General features: G+C 52.9%; 14 protein-coding genes. 10 read left to right on the top strand and 4 right to left on the bottom strand.

The features are described 5' to 3' along the window. The first annotated feature begins 112 nt into the window (after nucleotides 1-112). The 6 genes from ABYK60_RS14205 (at nucleotide 113) to ABYK60_RS14180 (ending at nucleotide 6,341) form a co-directional block, all read left to right on the top strand. On the top strand, nucleotides 113-886 hold the full coding sequence (locus ABYK60_RS14205) for an enoyl-CoA hydratase (RefSeq protein ID WP_372872679.1): 774 nt from the start codon (nucleotides 113-115) through the stop codon (nucleotides 884-886). 36 nt (nucleotides 887-922) lie between these two features. Then, the gene (locus ABYK60_RS14200) at nucleotides 923-2,029 is read left to right on the top strand and encodes an enoyl-CoA hydratase/isomerase family protein (protein WP_372872678.1); all 1,107 of its coding nucleotides are present in this window, start codon (nucleotides 923-925) and stop codon (nucleotides 2,027-2,029) included. Nucleotides 2,030-2,122: 93 nt separating this feature from the next. Then, on the top strand, nucleotides 2,123-3,022 hold the full coding sequence (gene mmsB / locus ABYK60_RS14195; protein WP_372872677.1) for a 3-hydroxyisobutyrate dehydrogenase: 900 nt from the start codon (nucleotides 2,123-2,125) through the stop codon (nucleotides 3,020-3,022). Between the two features lie 15 nt (nucleotides 3,023-3,037). Further along, nucleotides 3,038-3,796 carry an SDR family oxidoreductase gene (locus tag ABYK60_RS14190; RefSeq protein WP_372872676.1) on the top strand — a complete coding sequence of 253 codons (759 nt, stop codon included), beginning with the start codon at nucleotides 3,038-3,040 and terminating at the stop codon, nucleotides 3,794-3,796. A 228-nt stretch (nucleotides 3,797-4,024) separates the two neighbouring features. Beyond that, on the top strand, nucleotides 4,025-4,249 hold the full coding sequence (locus tag ABYK60_RS14185; RefSeq protein WP_372872675.1) for a hypothetical protein: 225 nt from the start codon (nucleotides 4,025-4,027) through the stop codon (nucleotides 4,247-4,249). 46 nt (nucleotides 4,250-4,295) lie between these two features. Next, entirely contained in the window at nucleotides 4,296-6,341 is a 2,046-nt protein-coding gene (locus ABYK60_RS14180; protein ID WP_372872674.1) for a prolyl oligopeptidase family serine peptidase, read from the top strand. Nucleotides 6,342-6,435: 94 nt separating this feature from the next. Here ABYK60_RS14180 and ABYK60_RS14175 read toward each other — a convergent pair whose 3' ends face one another. After that, nucleotides 6,436-6,834, bottom strand: coding sequence for a MerR family DNA-binding protein (locus ABYK60_RS14175; RefSeq protein ID WP_372872673.1), 399 nt, complete (start codon nucleotides 6,832-6,834; stop codon nucleotides 6,436-6,438). A gap of 457 nt (nucleotides 6,835-7,291) precedes the next feature. On the opposite strand from ABYK60_RS14175, the gene ABYK60_RS14170 reads away from it, so the two are divergent. Next, the gene (locus tag ABYK60_RS14170; RefSeq protein WP_372872680.1) at nucleotides 7,292-9,493 is read left to right on the top strand and encodes a heavy metal translocating P-type ATPase; all 2,202 of its coding nucleotides are present in this window, start codon (nucleotides 7,292-7,294) and stop codon (nucleotides 9,491-9,493) included. A 65-nt stretch (nucleotides 9,494-9,558) separates the two neighbouring features. Here the strand turns inward: ABYK60_RS14170 and ABYK60_RS14165 are convergent, their stop codons facing one another. Beyond that, entirely contained in the window at nucleotides 9,559-10,242 is a 684-nt protein-coding gene (locus ABYK60_RS14165) for a Vat family streptogramin A O-acetyltransferase (protein ID WP_372872672.1), read from the bottom strand. Nucleotides 10,243-10,302: 60 nt separating this feature from the next. After that, nucleotides 10,303-10,797 carry a GNAT family N-acetyltransferase gene (locus tag ABYK60_RS14160; protein ID WP_372872671.1) on the bottom strand — a complete coding sequence of 165 codons (495 nt, stop codon included), beginning with the start codon at nucleotides 10,795-10,797 and terminating at the stop codon, nucleotides 10,303-10,305. A gap of 180 nt (nucleotides 10,798-10,977) precedes the next feature. On the opposite strand from ABYK60_RS14160, the gene ABYK60_RS14155 reads away from it, so the two are divergent. Beyond that, complete coding sequence (locus ABYK60_RS14155) at nucleotides 10,978-12,573, top strand: ABC-F family ATPase (RefSeq protein WP_372872670.1); 1,596 nt, start codon at nucleotides 10,978-10,980, stop codon at nucleotides 12,571-12,573. Between the two features lie 213 nt (nucleotides 12,574-12,786). Further along, nucleotides 12,787-13,167, top strand: coding sequence for a VOC family protein (locus ABYK60_RS14150; protein ID WP_372872669.1), 381 nt, complete (start codon nucleotides 12,787-12,789; stop codon nucleotides 13,165-13,167). Nucleotides 13,168-13,197: 30 nt separating this feature from the next. On the opposite strand, the gene ABYK60_RS14145 is transcribed toward ABYK60_RS14150, so the two are convergent. Then, nucleotides 13,198-13,758: a DUF1415 domain-containing protein gene (locus ABYK60_RS14145; protein ID WP_372872668.1), complete on the bottom strand. Its 561-nt coding sequence runs from the start codon at nucleotides 13,756-13,758 to the stop codon at nucleotides 13,198-13,200. A gap of 217 nt (nucleotides 13,759-13,975) precedes the next feature. On the opposite strand from ABYK60_RS14145, the gene ABYK60_RS14140 reads away from it, so the two are divergent. Then, complete coding sequence (locus ABYK60_RS14140) at nucleotides 13,976-14,449, top strand: hypothetical protein (protein WP_372872667.1); 474 nt, start codon at nucleotides 13,976-13,978, stop codon at nucleotides 14,447-14,449. Nucleotides 14,450-14,723: the final 274 nt, after the last annotated feature.

Here is a 14,723-nt window from a genome sequence, read left to right as displayed (position 1 = left end):
CATGCGCCTTATTATCTCCCGTCGCCTGCTGGACGAAAACGCCCACGACATTCTCTGATTTGCCAGTGATTTCGATTGAATAGAGACTTCGACAGAATAAGGAATTATTGCCATGGCTTTTTTGATTGAACGTATCGAAGGTAATACTGCCATTCTCACTATCAGTAATCCGCCGGCCAACACCTGGACCCGTGAGAGCCTGAATGAGCTTAAGCAAAAGGTACTTGAGCTGAATGATAACAGCGAGATTTACGCGCTGGTGCTGACCGGCGAAGGCCAGAAGTTTTTCTCCGCCGGCGCCGACCTGAAGCTGTTTGCCGACGGTGATAAAGGCAACGCGGCCACCATGGCCAAAGCCTTTGGCGAGGCGTTCGAGACCTTGAGCGCGTTTCGTGGCGTGTCCATTGCCGCCATTAATGGCTATGCCATGGGCGGCGGCCTGGAAGTGGCGCTGGCGTGCGACATCCGCATCGCCGAAATCCAGGCGGTGATGGCACTGCCTGAAGCCACTGTTGGCCTGTTGCCCTGCGCCGGTGGTACCCAAAATCTCACCGCGCTGGTGGGTGAGGGCTGGGCCAAGCGCATGATCCTCTGCGGCGAGCGTATCGACGCCACCAAGGCGCTGAATCTTGGGCTGGTGGAAGAAGTGGTGGAAACCGGCGAAGCGCTCGATGCAGCCATTGCCCTTGCCGCCAAAGTGGCCAAGCAGAGCCCTTCAGCGGTAGCGGTATGCAAAAAGCTGATTCAGAGTGGCCGCAGTATGCCGCGCACCCAGGCACTGCCCCTTGAACGTGAACTTTTTATCGGGCTTTTTGATACTGAAGATCAGGCCGAAGGGGTTAATGCCTTCCTTGAGAAGCGTGCCGCAGTGTGGAAAAACCGCTGAGGCCTTGCCTTGGATACTGATATGCAAGGAGACAGCATGACACAGAAAGTTGTTTTTCAGACGCTGGGTACCGCCTCGGGCAAGCAGATTGGCGTGGCTACCCTCAATGTCGAAACCGCGCTTAACGCGCTGGATCTGGACATGGTGCGGGCTTTAACGGCTCAGCTTCAGGCCTGGCAAACGGACGATGATATTGCCATGGTGCTGCTGGACGGCGCCGGTGAAAAAGCCTTTTGTGCCGGTGGCGATGTGCGGGCGCTGTATCAGGCCAGCAAAGAAGCTCCCGGCAGTGTTGATACCCTGGCCAAGGTGTTTTTTGAGGAGGAATATCGCCTCGACTATCTTATCCACGAATTCGGCAAGCCGTTTATGGTGTGGGGCGATGGCATAGTGATGGGCGGTGGCCTTGGCCTGATGGCCGGTGCCAGCCACCGTATTGCCACTGAACGTTCCCGTATTGCCATGCCGGAAATCACCATTGGTTTGTACCCGGATGTGGGTGGCACCTTCTTTTTGGCTCATATGCCAGAAAAAATCGGCCTGTTCCTGGGGCTGACAGCATTCCAGATGAATGGCGCAGATGCCCTGTTTGCCGGCACAGCCAATTATCTGCTTGGCAGTGATGACAAAGAGCCGCTGCTGGATGCTCTGGCTGAGGTGATGTGGGACGATGACGACACGGTTAACCATACACGTCTGACAGAGGTGCTTAACGCACGTAATGTTCCAGCGCAGGAAAGCTTTCTCAAGACCAACATGGACACCATTACGGCGCTGTGCACAGGGGAGCTTGAGGACATAGTCCGTCGTTTTGAGGCGCTCTCTTCGCAGGACGCACCACAGCTTATCCGTGCCCGTGACACCTTCCTTGCCGGTAGCCCTATCAGTGCCCATATCATTTGGCACCAGGCGATTATCGGTGATGAATTGTCTTTGGATAATTGTTTCCACTGGGAGCTGGGTGTCAGCGTTAACTGTTGTGCCCATGGCGACTTTGTTGAAGGGGTGCGGGCGTTGCTGATTGATAAGGACAGGACGCCAAAATGGCAGTTTGCCGATGTCGCGTCTGTGCCTCAAGAGGTGCTGGTAAAGCTCTTGACTTCGCCCTGGCAGGGGCAGACCCATCCGTTGAACAATCTGTAATCCTAATATCGATCCGGTCTGCAGCTTTGCTGGGCCGGTTTTCTTCCCTTAACTGGTCAAGTTTCGGGGACAAGCATTTCAAGGAGCGAGTGTATGGCAAGCGTAGCATTTATCGGCCTTGGTAATATGGGCGGGCCTATGGCGGCCAATCTTATTAAAGCCGGCCACCAGGTGAAGGTATTCGATTTAAACCCTGCGGCGGTTGAAGCGTTAATGGCTCAGGGTGCCGGGAGTGGCGCTTGCGCCCAGGAAATTGCAAAAGATGCCGATGTAGTGGTGAGCATGTTGCCAGCCGGCAAACATGTGCGTGGCCTTTATTTGGGCACAGAATCAGCTAAAGGCTTGATTGATGTGGTGAAAGCCGGTTGTCTCCTGATAGACTGCTCCACCATCGATGCCGCCAGTGCGCGCACTGTAGCTGAGGCTGCAGCGGCCAACGGACTTGAATTTATCGATGCCCCCGTATCTGGCGGTACTGCGGGCGCAGCAGCCGGTACTCTGACCTTTATTTGTGGTGGCACCGACAAGGCTTTTGAAGCGGCCAAAGTGGTGCTGTCCAATATGGGTGCCAACATTTTCCACGCCGGCGGCCCCGGTGCCGGACAAGTAGCAAAAATCTGCAATAACATGCTGCTGTCTGTGCTGATGGTGGGCACCAGTGAAGCCTTGTCGCTGGGTATTGACCATGGACTCGATCCCAAGGTGTTGTCTGACATCATGAAGGTATCCAGTGGTGGCAACTGGACGTTGGAAAAATACAACCCGTGCCCGGGGGTGATGGAGAATGTGCCTTCGTCAAAAGGTTATCAGGGCGGTTTTATGGTCGATTTGATGGTCAAGGATTTGGGGCTGTCTCAAGAGGCCGCGCTGGGCAGCCAGTCGAGCACACCTATGGGCGCACTGGCCCGCAGTCTGTATGTTTCCCATGCCCGCGGCGGTAATGGCAAACTGGATTTTTCAAGTATTTTTGAACACTTTGCCAAAGGCGAATGAGCCTAAGGATCTAAGATGGAATTAAAGGATAAGGTAGTGGTTATCACCGGTGGTGCCGGTGGTTTGGGGTTGGCAATGGCCAAAGATTTGGCTGCTCATGGTGCCAAACTGGCTCTGATTGACGTGGATCAGGAGCGCCTTGAGCGCGCCTGTGCCGAGATTGGTGATGCCACCGAGGTGCAGGGTTATGCACTGGATATCACCGACGAAGAAGATGTGACAGCAGGCTTTAAGTACATTCTTGAAGACTTTGGCGCCGTGCATGTGCTTATCAATAACGCCGGTATTTTGCGTGATGGCATGTTGGTGAAAGCCAAAGACGGCGTAATCAGCGATCGCATGTCGCTGGCGCAGTTCCAGTCGGTAATTAACGTTAACCTTACCGGCACCTTCCTGTGTGGTCGTGAAGCGGCCTGTGCCATGATTGAAACCGGTGAGGGCGGGGTGATTATCAATATTTCCAGCCTGGCACGCTCCGGTAATATGGGACAGACCAACTACGCCGCCTCTAAGGCGGGGGTTGCCACCATGGCGGTAGGCTGGGCCAAGGAACTTGCCCGTCATAACATTCGTGCAGCAGCAGTGGCACCCGGCGTAATTGCGACTGAGATGACCGCCGCGATGAAGCCTGAAGCGTTGGAGCGACTCGAGAAATTGGTACCTGTCGGACGCCTTGGTGATGCCGGTGAAATTGCCTCTACAGTGCGTTTTATCATTGAAAATGATTATGTAAACGGCCGTGTATTTGAAATTGATGGCGGTTTGCGCTTCTAATCACAGCGCTCTGTCAGAGTTTGTATGCTATACAAGCATCTGAATAATTTGGTTGGCACCTGACGTTTAATGTACGCAGGTGCCTTTGTTTTTTGGGCGTTTTTTCTGGCTGTCGTTGACATCCTCCGGGTCAAAATGAACAATGCCGGTTAAACAAAGAATATGAATCGTATTGAAAAGCATATAGAAAGCGCTTTCATTCTGCGATAGCCAAAGGGCCTGATCCAAATGTCGAGGTTTGAGCATTACACCAGAAAGATGATGCTGTGGGTGGGTTATGCGGGTGTCGTGGTGATTTACGGCGGCTTTATTTATCTGCTGATAAGCGGCAGAGATACCCGGATGATCCCCTGGTATTTTCTATTGTCGCCCTGGGTGTGCGTTTATTTTGGTTTGAGCGATACACAACAGAAACAGGTAATGGCCTGGCTGTTAGCTAAGTTTAAGTTCTGATTGGCACGGGTTTTATAGAGTACTGCGGCGTTTGGGGGGCATAGACATGGGGTTTGGCACTGGGCATCGTCTGCTGGCATTCAGCCTCATGACCTGGCTGGTATTGGGATGCGAAAAACCACAGGAAATGGTTGTGTCCGTTTCAACTGATGTTGAGCCTGCCACCGCCCAGTATGGCACCTGGATCTCACCGCTCACAGCTGAAGATGTGTATGCCAATTCCGATGAGTTGCTGGAACTCAGAGCTGTCGGCGATGTCATTTACTTTTCTCTTTTTGATGGTGAAACCGGCACCACAACCATTCGTCGTCTTGAAAACGATGGCAAGGTCACCGCCGTGGTGCCTGATGGGTTTAACGTTGGCAGTCGTGTGAATGAGTATGGCGGCGGCGATTTCCTCGGTATAGGACAGAGCTTGTTTGCTACGGCTTTGGCCGATCAGCTGTTTTATCGTTTTGCGCCCAATCAGCCTCCGTTGGCGCTCACCCCCAATGGCACCCGCCATGGTGATTGCATTTCTTATCCTAAAGGTTCGCGCATTATTTGTGTGCGGGAAGATCATCGAAAGCCCGGTACGCCAAAGGCGAGTTTGGTGACCATCAACCTTAATTTTGCCGGTGAAGGTGATGTCTTTGTCGAAGGCCATGATTTTATCAGCTCACCAGCCATTAACACGCAAAACACTCAGCTTGCCTGGCTGACCTGGGAAAACCCTGCCATGCCATGGGATAACACACGCCTGTGGCTTGGGGAGCTTGACCGCAAAGGCAGGTTGCACAGTGCGAAAATCGTTGCTGGCAACGAGGGCAATGCCGCCATAACCCAACCGATGTTCGGGCCGGATGGCCGGCTGTACTTTATCGCTGATTTCGATGATTGGTGGAATCTCTATCGTCTTGGGGACGATGGCAATCCCGAACCGCTACTGAAAAAATCAGCGGACTTTGCCGGGCCAGCCTGGCGCCTTGGAGAGCGTAATTATGCCTTTGAGGACAACAACAGCATTATTGCCAGCTACATCCACAACGGTGAAGCGGGGTTGATCCGACAGCATCTGGACAGTGGTTCGGTTGAAGATATTGCCGTGGATTTTGGTGATATCAAACAACTTACCGGTGGCCATGATGGCGTGTATTTTATCGGCAATAAGGTGACCACTGAAAAGGGCATTTACCGTGTCAGTGGTCGTGGGGTCGAGTTGGTGTATGCGCCTGATATGCTGACATTGGATCCACGTTTTATTTCCCGTGCACAGAGTATCAGCTTTGCAACCTCTGATGATATGCGGGCGTGGGGCTATTTTTATTGGCCCCGTAACCCGGCATTCAAGGCCTTGAGCGATACCCGGCCTCCGCTGCTGGTGAAATTGCATGGTGGCCCCACCGCTAAGGCGAGTCTTGCCTATCGCAGTGATATTCAATATTGGACCAGTCGTGGTTTCGCGGTATTGGATTTGAATTTCCGTGGCAGCAGCGGCTTTGGCCGGGCTTACCGTCAGGCACTCTATGGCAACTGGGGTAAGGCTGATGTGGATGATGCCATCAATGCAGCGCGCTTTTTGGTGAGTAAAGGTTGGGTCGATGGCAGCCGGATGGCGATTACCGGCTCCAGTGCCGGTGGTTTGACGGTGCTGTCGGCACTGGCTTTTGACAATACGTTTAAGGCCGGGGTTAGCCGTGCCGGCATAAGCGATTTGGAATTGCTGGCTGGTGAAACCCACAAGTTTGAGAAAAGCTACCTTGATCAGTTAATTGGGCCAATCTCGACTCACAGGGATGTTTACCGTCATCGTTCACCCATTCATCAGGTAGAGCACTTGAATAAGCCCTTATTGTTGTTGCAGGGGCTTGCTGACACAGTGGTGCAACCCAATCAGACACTGGCTATCCACAAAGCCCTGGTTAAGAAACGGGTTCCGGTGGCGTTGCTGACTTTTGCTGATGAGAGCCACAATCATTGGAAGGATGCCAATCTTATCAAGGCGCTGGAGTATGAATTGGGCTTTTATGGTCAGGTGTTTGGATTCAGTCCGGCAGATCCTGTGCCGGCGCTTGATTTGCAGCGGGCAGCACCTCTGGCGGTGGCTTATTAGTGGTGTTGCTAAGGTGCAGCGTCAGTTACTGATATAACCAAACTTTCAAAGGCATTGACTGAAATGCGTCCGGGCTTTGGCTTGCAGCTATGCGTTACACAGGGTGACTGTCAGTGCTCAATGACGCCAGAATAGGGCAATCGCTTTGCTCACCGCCCTGACATTGTGACACCAGTTCAGCAAGCTGTTGTTGCAGCGCCTGCATACGGCGGATTTTGTCTGTCAATGTGTTCAGGTGCAATTCGGCCAGTGCTTTAACCTCACCGGCGGCCCGGGTTGGATTTTGCTGCAGCGTTAGCAGGTTGCGACACTCCTCAATGGAAAACCCCATCTCACGGCATTGTTGCACAAAGCGCAGACTTTCCAGGGTGGCCTTGTCGTAGACCCGATAGCCATTTTCTCCCCGTTTTGCCGATACCAGATTAATATCGTGGTAATAACGAATACTCTTTACGCTAAGCCCTGTGATGCGTGCGACGTCACCAATTTTCATTTGTTTGCTCTCCGCAGCGGGGAAGTACCCGCTGAATTTTTGTGCTTGACTCTCCTGTTACTGGAGACTTTAACCTGAACTCAATGCGAATTCACCTTTCAGATTAGGTTCGATTGTCAAGTTCGGCTAAGGAGCCATTATGAACAGCGTACAGCTCACAGTGCCCGGTATGAAATGTGGCGGCTGCGGCAAAAAGATTAGTTCCTTGCTGGCCACAGACGGCTGGGAAATACGCACAGATCCTGCCAGTAAACGCCTCGATATCAGCGCAAGCTCTGCGATTGATGTGGATGCCGTACTGGCGCGGCTCGAAGCCGGAGGCTATCCCGCCAGTGTGATGGATGAACCAGTGGCAGAAGCGCTGCCGGAGTTGGCAGCCGATGCCGACAAAAAGGCATTTGATGCAGCCAGGATGCAAACCCAAGAGCATGGCACGGCAGAAGAGCCACAGGCTCACATGATGCTGCGTTTCAGTGTGCCCTCCATGAGCTGTGCCAGTTGCGTTGCCAAAATTGAAGGCGCGCTGCACGCAGCAGGCGGTCAGGGGCGGGTTGATTTATCACGTAAAGTGGTGCGGGTAAAAGGCCTGTCTGTTGATGCGGCTCTTGCGGCACTCAGTGGAGCAGGTTACCCCGGCGAGTTAATCGAGAAAATGGCCAGGCCTGTAAGTGACGATGGTCAGCATTTTCGGAAGCGACTGTGGCAGGCCGCCGTGGGGCTGGGACTTGGGATCCCTCTGATGCTGTGGGGGCTTTTGGGCGGCGAGATGATGGTAAATGATGCTACCCGCCTTGGTTGGGGGCTGGTAGGTACAGTTACCGCACTGGTGATGCTGCTTACCGGCAGTCACTTTTACGTTGGACTTTGGCGCTCGTTAAAGGCTAAAAGCGCTACCATGGATACGCTCATTGCCCTTGGCACAGGTACAGCCTGGCTCTACTCAATGGTGCTGGTGCTGGTGCCAGCGGCCTTTCCTGAAGGCAGCCGTCATGTGTACTTTGAAGCAAGCGTGATGATTCTGGGCCTGATAAACCTTGGCCATGCGCTTGAGGCGCGGGCGAGGGGGAAAACCAGCGAGGCGCTGGATAAGCTGCTTGGGCTTAAAACTGATAAAGCGCTGCGGCTTGAAAACGGCATTGAGCGCTGGGTTAAGGTTGAAGATATCGCACTCAATGACCTTATCCGTGTGCGCCCGGGTGACAGAATTGCCCTCGATGGCAAGGTTATCGAAGGTGAGTCGCTGCTTGATGAGTCCATGCTCTCGGGCGAGCCGCTGCCGGTGGCCAAAACTGCAGGCGAGAGCGTATTTGCCGGCACCGTCAATGGTAATGGCAGTCTGGTGATTAAGGTCACAGCCGTTGCCGATGACAGTCGGCTGTCAAAAATTATCGCTTTGGTGGAAGAGGCGCAAACCTCCAAATTGCCCATAGGTCGCCTGACCGATGCCATCTCGGCGGTATTTGTGCCTGTGGTGGTGGCGATAGCCATTATTGCGGCGATGATTTGGTACTTTGTTGGCCCTGAGCCTGCTTTGTCTCATGCCATGGTGGTGCTGACCACAGTGCTGATTATTGCCTGCCCCTGTGCCCTTGGGCTGGCGACCCCTATGTCGATTATGGTTGGGGTAGGGCGAGCCGCATCCATGGGCGTTCTGGTGAAAAATGGTGAAGCGCTGGAGCGGGCCAGCAAGGTGACCACTGTGGTGCTGGATAAAACCGGTACCCTGACCCTTGGCAAGCCCGAAGTGCGAAAGGCCCTGTGGCTTAATGGCGATGAAACCCAAGTCAAACAGGTTATCGCCAGTCTTGAGCGCCACAGCAGCCATCCGCTTTCCGGGGCCCTTGCGGCCTTGTCGGATGCGCCATCGCTTTCTGTGTCTGATTTTCAGAATCTGCCCGGTGAAGGTTTAGCGGCACAGGTGGCAACAGCGGATGGGACCCAGCAGTGGCACATTGGTAATCCACGATTAATGGTGCGCCTTGGCTTGGGGACTGCACTTGAGGCGTTGGAGCCGACGTTTGCTGAGTTTGCTCGGGATGCGCTTACCCCTGTGGTTGTTGCCAAAGAGGGGGAACTGGTAGCTTTACTGGGTATTGGCGATCCTCTTCGCCCTGATGCCCAAACCGCGATGGCACGCCTTAAAGCTCAGGGTAAGCGCTTGGTGCTGCTTTCTGGCGATAACCAGCATACTGCCGAAGCGGTTGGGCGCGCCGTGGGTATTGATGAGGTGATTGCAGGAGTCATGCCTGATGAAAAGCATCAGCATATCGCCCGGCTCAAAGCCACTGGTGCAGTGGTCGCCATGGTCGGCGATGGCATTAACGATGCACCGGCGCTGGCCGAAGCGGATGTAGGCATCGCTATGGGCACAGGCACGGATGTAGCCATTGAAAGCGCGTCCCTTACCCTGCTTGCACCGCGACTTGAAGCCCTTGCCGATGCCTTTGCGTTGTCCCGTGCAACCCTTGGCAATATTCGCCAGAACCTCTTTGGCGCCTTTATTTACAATGTGCTCGGTATTCCGGTGGCGGCGGGCTTGCTCTATCCGGCCTTTGGTATGCTGTTAAGTCCGGTGCTGGCAGGTGCTGCCATGGCGGCCTCATCTGTGACAGTGGTGACCAATGCCAACCGGCTGAAAAGCAAGGCGCTGAAAGATTAATCATAATGAAGCCGCTCTCGGGCGGCTTTTTACGTAATCTGAGTGTTGCCCCATGGCGGCACTGGTTATTTGCAGGTTGCTGTTTTCAGAGCTTCAAGGTTGCCGTTTTTGATATCCAGCAGATGGGCAGTAATTTTTTCTACCGGCCAGTGCCACCAGGCGATGGCTTCAAGCTCGGCAATGTCTTGGTCATCAAAGCGCATTTTCACCACTTTGGCAGGGTTACCGCCAACGATGGCATAGGCAGGCACGTCGGAGGTGACCACAGCGCGGCTGGCGATAATGGCACCATTGCCTACTTTGACTCCGGGCATAATCAGGGCGTCATAGCCTATCCACACATCGTTGCCGATTTCGGTATCGCCTTTGTAGGGTAATTCCCCCGGCTCAGGCGCCGCCTGTTCCCAGCCGTTGCCGAAAATAAAAAACGGGTAGGTGCTTACCCCTGCCATGGGGTGATTGGCACCATTCATAATGAACTTAACCCCACGTGCGATGGCGCAAAATTTACCGATAATCAGTTTGTCGCCAATAAAGGGGAAGTGATACAGCACGTTGCGCTCAAAGTTGGCACTGTCCTGTGGGTCGTCGTAATAGCTGTAATCGCCCACCTGAATGTTGGGATTACTGAGGGTGTTTTTGATAAAGCACACCTGTGGGAAGCCGGCCATCGGAAAGGGCGTGTCTGGGCTGGGGCCTTGCCCGGCTGCTACCGCAGTCTGCGGTTGTGGGTGGGAAGTAGTTGTCATAAACAGTCCTTGTGATAAAAGGGCAGGCAAACACTCAACTGCGGTCTTACGTATAGCGCTTTAGCCGAGCGGTAAATACAGGATATGCTGCGGTCCTGCGCTGCCACCCAAATAGTGGCGTTCACTGTCGATAAAACCGTTTTTAAGATAAAGCGCCCGCGCCGGGCTATTGTTAACATTTACAGTGAGCACCAGTTGCCTGAATTGCGGATAGCGCACTTTTACAAATTCTGGCAGAGCCTGCATCACGGCTTTACCGAGGCCTTTGCCCTGATGGCGCACATCAATCAAAAACGCCCTGAAACCCAAATCGGTAACCCGGGCAAATTCATGCTCGCAGCTATAGTCTTTATCAAGCAGAAAGAAGCCGACCAGCACTTCATTAATCCCAGTATCGAAAGCCGTCTGCTCCCATACCAACACAGGCACTATGGCGCCGCCGGCGGTGGCGAGGATTTCCTCCATGGTGCCCACAAAACGCAATTGCTCGGGAGCCACTTCCAGCGCTTCGGCGAGGGAACGGGTTGATGCAGTCATCTTTTCCAGCCGGATCATTCGCTTCTCCTGTTTCACCTGCCTATATTGAAGCTTAATGGCGCTCTTGGGCAAGCCGGTTGATAATTCACGCAGGGGTGTTATAGTACCGCGCTTTATCAGAGGGCAGGCTTACAGTATGCCCTTGGGATTTTCGCCGCAGGCGTTTGCCTCGGCCCACAGACAAACGGAAACCAGCCCGTGATCACAACCGCCAATATCACCATGCAGTTCGGCGCCAAGCCACTGTTTGAAAACATCTCCGTCAAGTTCGGTGACGGCAACCGCTACGGCCTTATCGGCGCCAATGGTTGCGGTAAATCCACCTTTATGAAGATCCTCTCCGGTGAACTTGAGCCATCCGGCGGTAACGTTCATCTGGATCCCAACGAGCGTCTGGGTAAGCTGAATCAGGATCAGTTCGCCTACGAAGAGTTCAGCGTAATCGATACCGTAATCATGGGCCACAAAGAACTGTGGGCCGTGAAGCAGGAACGTGACCGTATCTATTCGCTGCCAGAAATGAGCGAAGAAGACGGCATCAAGGTGGCTGAGCTTGAGATGGAGTTCGCCGAAATGGACGGTTACACCGCCGAGAGCCGCGCCGGTGAACTGCTGCTGGGCGTGGGCATTCCGCTGGAGCAACATTTCGGCCCCATGAGCGAAGTGGCCCCGGGCTGGAAGCTTCGTGTGCTGCTGGCTCAGGCGCTGTTTTCAGACCCGGACGTGCTGCTGCTCGACGAACCAACCAACAACCTGGATATCGACACCATCCGTTGGTTGCAGGACATGCTGAATCAGCGCAACAGCACCATGATTATCATTTCTCACGACCGTTACTTCCTGAACTCCGTGTGTACCCACATGGCGGATCTGGACTACGGCGAGCTGCGTGTGTATCCGGGTAACTACGATGAATACATGATGGCAGCAAGTCAGGCCCGTGAGCGTCTTCTGGCCGACAACGCCAAGAAGAAGGCGCAGATTGCCGAGCTGCAAACCTTCGTGGCCCGATTCTCTGCCAACGCCTCCAAGGCCAAGCAGGCCACTTCCCGTGCCCGCCAGATTGACAAGATCAAGCTGGATGAGGTGAAGGCTTCCAGCCGTGTGAACCCCTACATTCGTTTTGAGCAGGAAAAGAAACTGTTCCGTAACGCCCTGGTGGTAGAGAACCTCAGCAAAGGTTTCGATGGCGAGCCGCTGTTCAAAAACTTCAATATGATTGCCGAAGTCGGTGAACGTATCGCCATCCTCGGTGAGAACGGCGCCGGTAAAACCACTATGGTGCGTACCCTCATCCACGAATTGCCACAGGATGAAGGCACTATCCATTGGTCAGAAAACGCCTCTATCGGTTACTACGCGCAGGATCACGCCAGTGATTTCGAGAACGATTTGAACGTGTTCGACTGGATGAGCCAGTGGAAAAAAGAGGGCGACGATGAGCAGGCCGTTCGTGGCATTCTGGGTCGTATGCTGTTTGGTGCCGATGACATCAAGAAGTCAGTTAAGGTGCTGTCCGGTGGTGAGCAGGGTCGTATGTTGTTTGGCAAGATGATCATGCAAAAGCCCAACATCCTGGTGATGGACGAACCTACCAACCACCTGGACATGGAGTCCATCGAGTCGCTCAACAACGCGCTGGAAATGTATGAAGGTACTCTGTTCTTCGTATCACACGATCGCGCCTTTGTAAGCTCGCTGGCCAACCGCATTATTGAAATCACCGCTGATGGCGTCAATGACTTTAAGGGCACTTACGACGAGTTCCTGCGAAGCAAAGGCATCGAAAACTAATCAGCGTTGCCACCTGAAAGCCGACCCTGAGGTCGGCTTTTTTAATGGTGATATGCCTTTAAAACAGGTGTTGTCAGTAGATCCGCAAGGGGACCCTGTAGCTTCGGGGTTGTGTTGATGAGAAAAATCCCTTTTACTGTAAAGAGTTTGCAGAAGTTTTCAGTAAAGGTGACCATCGGCGCCTTAACCCTTCCAATCCTCAAGGAGCACCCCATGGCAAAAAATCCGGTTTCCTGGTTTGAAATTTACGTTAATGACATGGCCAGAGCCCGAGCGTTTTATGAAGCTGTGTTTGACGTCAGTCTGGAGCAAATTCCCTTACCCGATGGCAATGGTTTTCAGATGTGGTTTTTCCCGTCAGAAATGACGCAGTACGGTAGCAGCGGTGCTCTGGTGCACATGCCCGGTTTTGAGGCCGGTGGCAACAGTACTTTGGTGTATTTTGCCTGTGACGACTGCGCGGTGGAGGAATCCAGGGTAGTGGATGCCGGGGGCAAGGTGCAGCGCACCAAGATGTCTATTGGCGAATACGGTTTTATCTCTTTAGCCATAGATACCGAAGGCAATATGATAGGCATGCATTCAACCAAATAATCAGCACTGACTGATTAAAAAAAGCCGGACTCAATCCGGCTTTTTGCATTCCTGCAGCAGACGCACAAAGAATTCACTGCCTTTTCGGCGGGCAAAGGCGATGTTGCGCTCAGGAATACTCTCAGGTTCGTTATAGCTCGCCAGCGCAGCCGCCATGCCTTCTTCACGGATGATATGCAGTGTGGGATAAGGGGCGCGATTGGTAAAATTGGCCGGATCGTCCTGCGGCTCACCATCGAAACAGTAATCGGGGTGAAAACTTGCCAGCTGATAGGTGCCTTCAAAGCCTTCTTCTACCAGTAAATCTTCGGCAATCCCCAATAAGTCGAGATAGAGATAAAAACCCTCAAAGCCTCTGGGCAGAATAAACAGACTGGTTTCCACTTCAGGATGAGTATCAAGGAACTGACATTCATCCAACAAAGCCTGCAACACCAATTCCATACGGGTTTCGTCGCACACCTGATAGCGGATACTGTTTCGCTCTACTTCACGTCGGGCAAATGGGCAGATGTTGTATTTCATGATGACCTTGCTGACCCAGTGACGGGTTTCGTCGGCAATGGCCTGTTTTTCTTCGTTGTCCAACATAGGATCTCCTTAATTCGCACCATGGTAGGTCTGCAGGCACCCAGTGGCAAGAGAGCTTATGCTTACTGCTGCCGGACGTTCACATTTACGCCAGCAGGAGTTAGTCTTGCTTTAATGAGTATCGCATTTAAGAGGTCTGATTATGGCAAACCTGCGCTGGTTATTGTTTATTTGGCTTGTGTTGTTGGCAGGCTGTGCGAACAATCCGCAGAGTTCTGTGTCAGATATAACCAGTCTGGTGCGAACTGGTGACATTGAGACCGTGCTGAACCAGCGTCAATGGCGCTGGCATCCGGAGTTTATCAAGGTGCTGCTGGATGACCCCAGTCTTGAAGCTGAAGTGGCTGCAGGAATTAAAGCCGAGATCATGCAGATACTTGAGCGTCGTGGCTATGTGTATACCACCGAAAATGACGGTTTTTGGGTGGGTTTTGGTGCTGCGGTGGAGTCAAGAATGGCCGATGACACCATTTTGGCTCTGACCGGTATGGACGCTGGACTGAATCGAAGCCCTGATATTGGCAAAGGCACCTTGATGATTGCTCTGTTTTCACCGCATAAGAAGCAGGCACAGTGGCGTGTGCAATTACAGGGATATACCTATGAGGACCAAAATCAGGCTGACAGAAAAACAAGACTCGCGACCTTGATTACGCAAATGTTGTCACCCATACCTAATATAAGCAATTAATTATTAAATAATTATCTTGCATCAGTATCGTTCGCGCGGATTGTTTGTGTGATGTTGTTCATTGCTGACAGGTCAGGCTGCCGCTCAAATTTGATTCTATGTAGACAGCACCAGTTCAGTTGCAGCAATACGGTGTTATTTACAGTCTGTCCGACCAAACTGTTGCGCCCATTCCACAGTTAAAAAACCTTTATTTACTGTTAGTTACCCTGACTTACTCTCATTTTTCGGCGTAATCCGTTTTCATTCTGGCCAGCGTTGCCAACTCGCTTTG

Origin of the sequence: Shewanella sp. (assembly GCF_041630135.1) — a bacterium.
In the GTDB taxonomy this organism is placed as follows: Bacteria; Pseudomonadota; Gammaproteobacteria; order Enterobacterales; family Shewanellaceae; genus Shewanella.
The sequence above is the reverse complement of the archived record's forward strand: the minus strand, read 5'-3'. Positions and strand labels throughout refer to the sequence as shown.

Coding starts and splice junctions, on each gene's coding strand:
- ABYK60_RS14150 (WP_372872669.1), top strand. CDS start 12,787: ATGGCAAAAAATCCGGTTTCCTGGTTTGAAATTTACGTTAATGACATG.
- ABYK60_RS14205 (WP_372872679.1), top strand. CDS start 113: ATGGCTTTTTTGATTGAACGTATCGAAGGTAATACTGCCATTCTCACT.
- ABYK60_RS14165 (WP_372872672.1), bottom strand. CDS start 10,242: ATGACAACTACTTCCCACCCACAACCGCAGACTGCGGTAGCAGCCGGG.
- ABYK60_RS14200 (WP_372872678.1), top strand. CDS start 923: ATGACACAGAAAGTTGTTTTTCAGACGCTGGGTACCGCCTCGGGCAAG.
- ABYK60_RS14180 (WP_372872674.1), top strand. CDS start 4,296: ATGGGGTTTGGCACTGGGCATCGTCTGCTGGCATTCAGCCTCATGACC.
- mmsB (WP_372872677.1), top strand. CDS start 2,123: ATGGCAAGCGTAGCATTTATCGGCCTTGGTAATATGGGCGGGCCTATG.
- ABYK60_RS14175 (WP_372872673.1), bottom strand. CDS start 6,834: ATGAAAATTGGTGACGTCGCACGCATCACAGGGCTTAGCGTAAAGAGT.
- ABYK60_RS14190 (WP_372872676.1), top strand. CDS start 3,038: ATGGAATTAAAGGATAAGGTAGTGGTTATCACCGGTGGTGCCGGTGGT.
- ABYK60_RS14170 (WP_372872680.1), top strand. CDS start 7,292: ATGATGCTGCGTTTCAGTGTGCCCTCCATGAGCTGTGCCAGTTGCGTT.
- ABYK60_RS14185 (WP_372872675.1), top strand. CDS start 4,025: ATGTCGAGGTTTGAGCATTACACCAGAAAGATGATGCTGTGGGTGGGT.
- ABYK60_RS14160 (WP_372872671.1), bottom strand. CDS start 10,797: ATGATCCGGCTGGAAAAGATGACTGCATCAACCCGTTCCCTCGCCGAA.
- ABYK60_RS14145 (WP_372872668.1), bottom strand. CDS start 13,758: ATGTTGGACAACGAAGAAAAACAGGCCATTGCCGACGAAACCCGTCAC.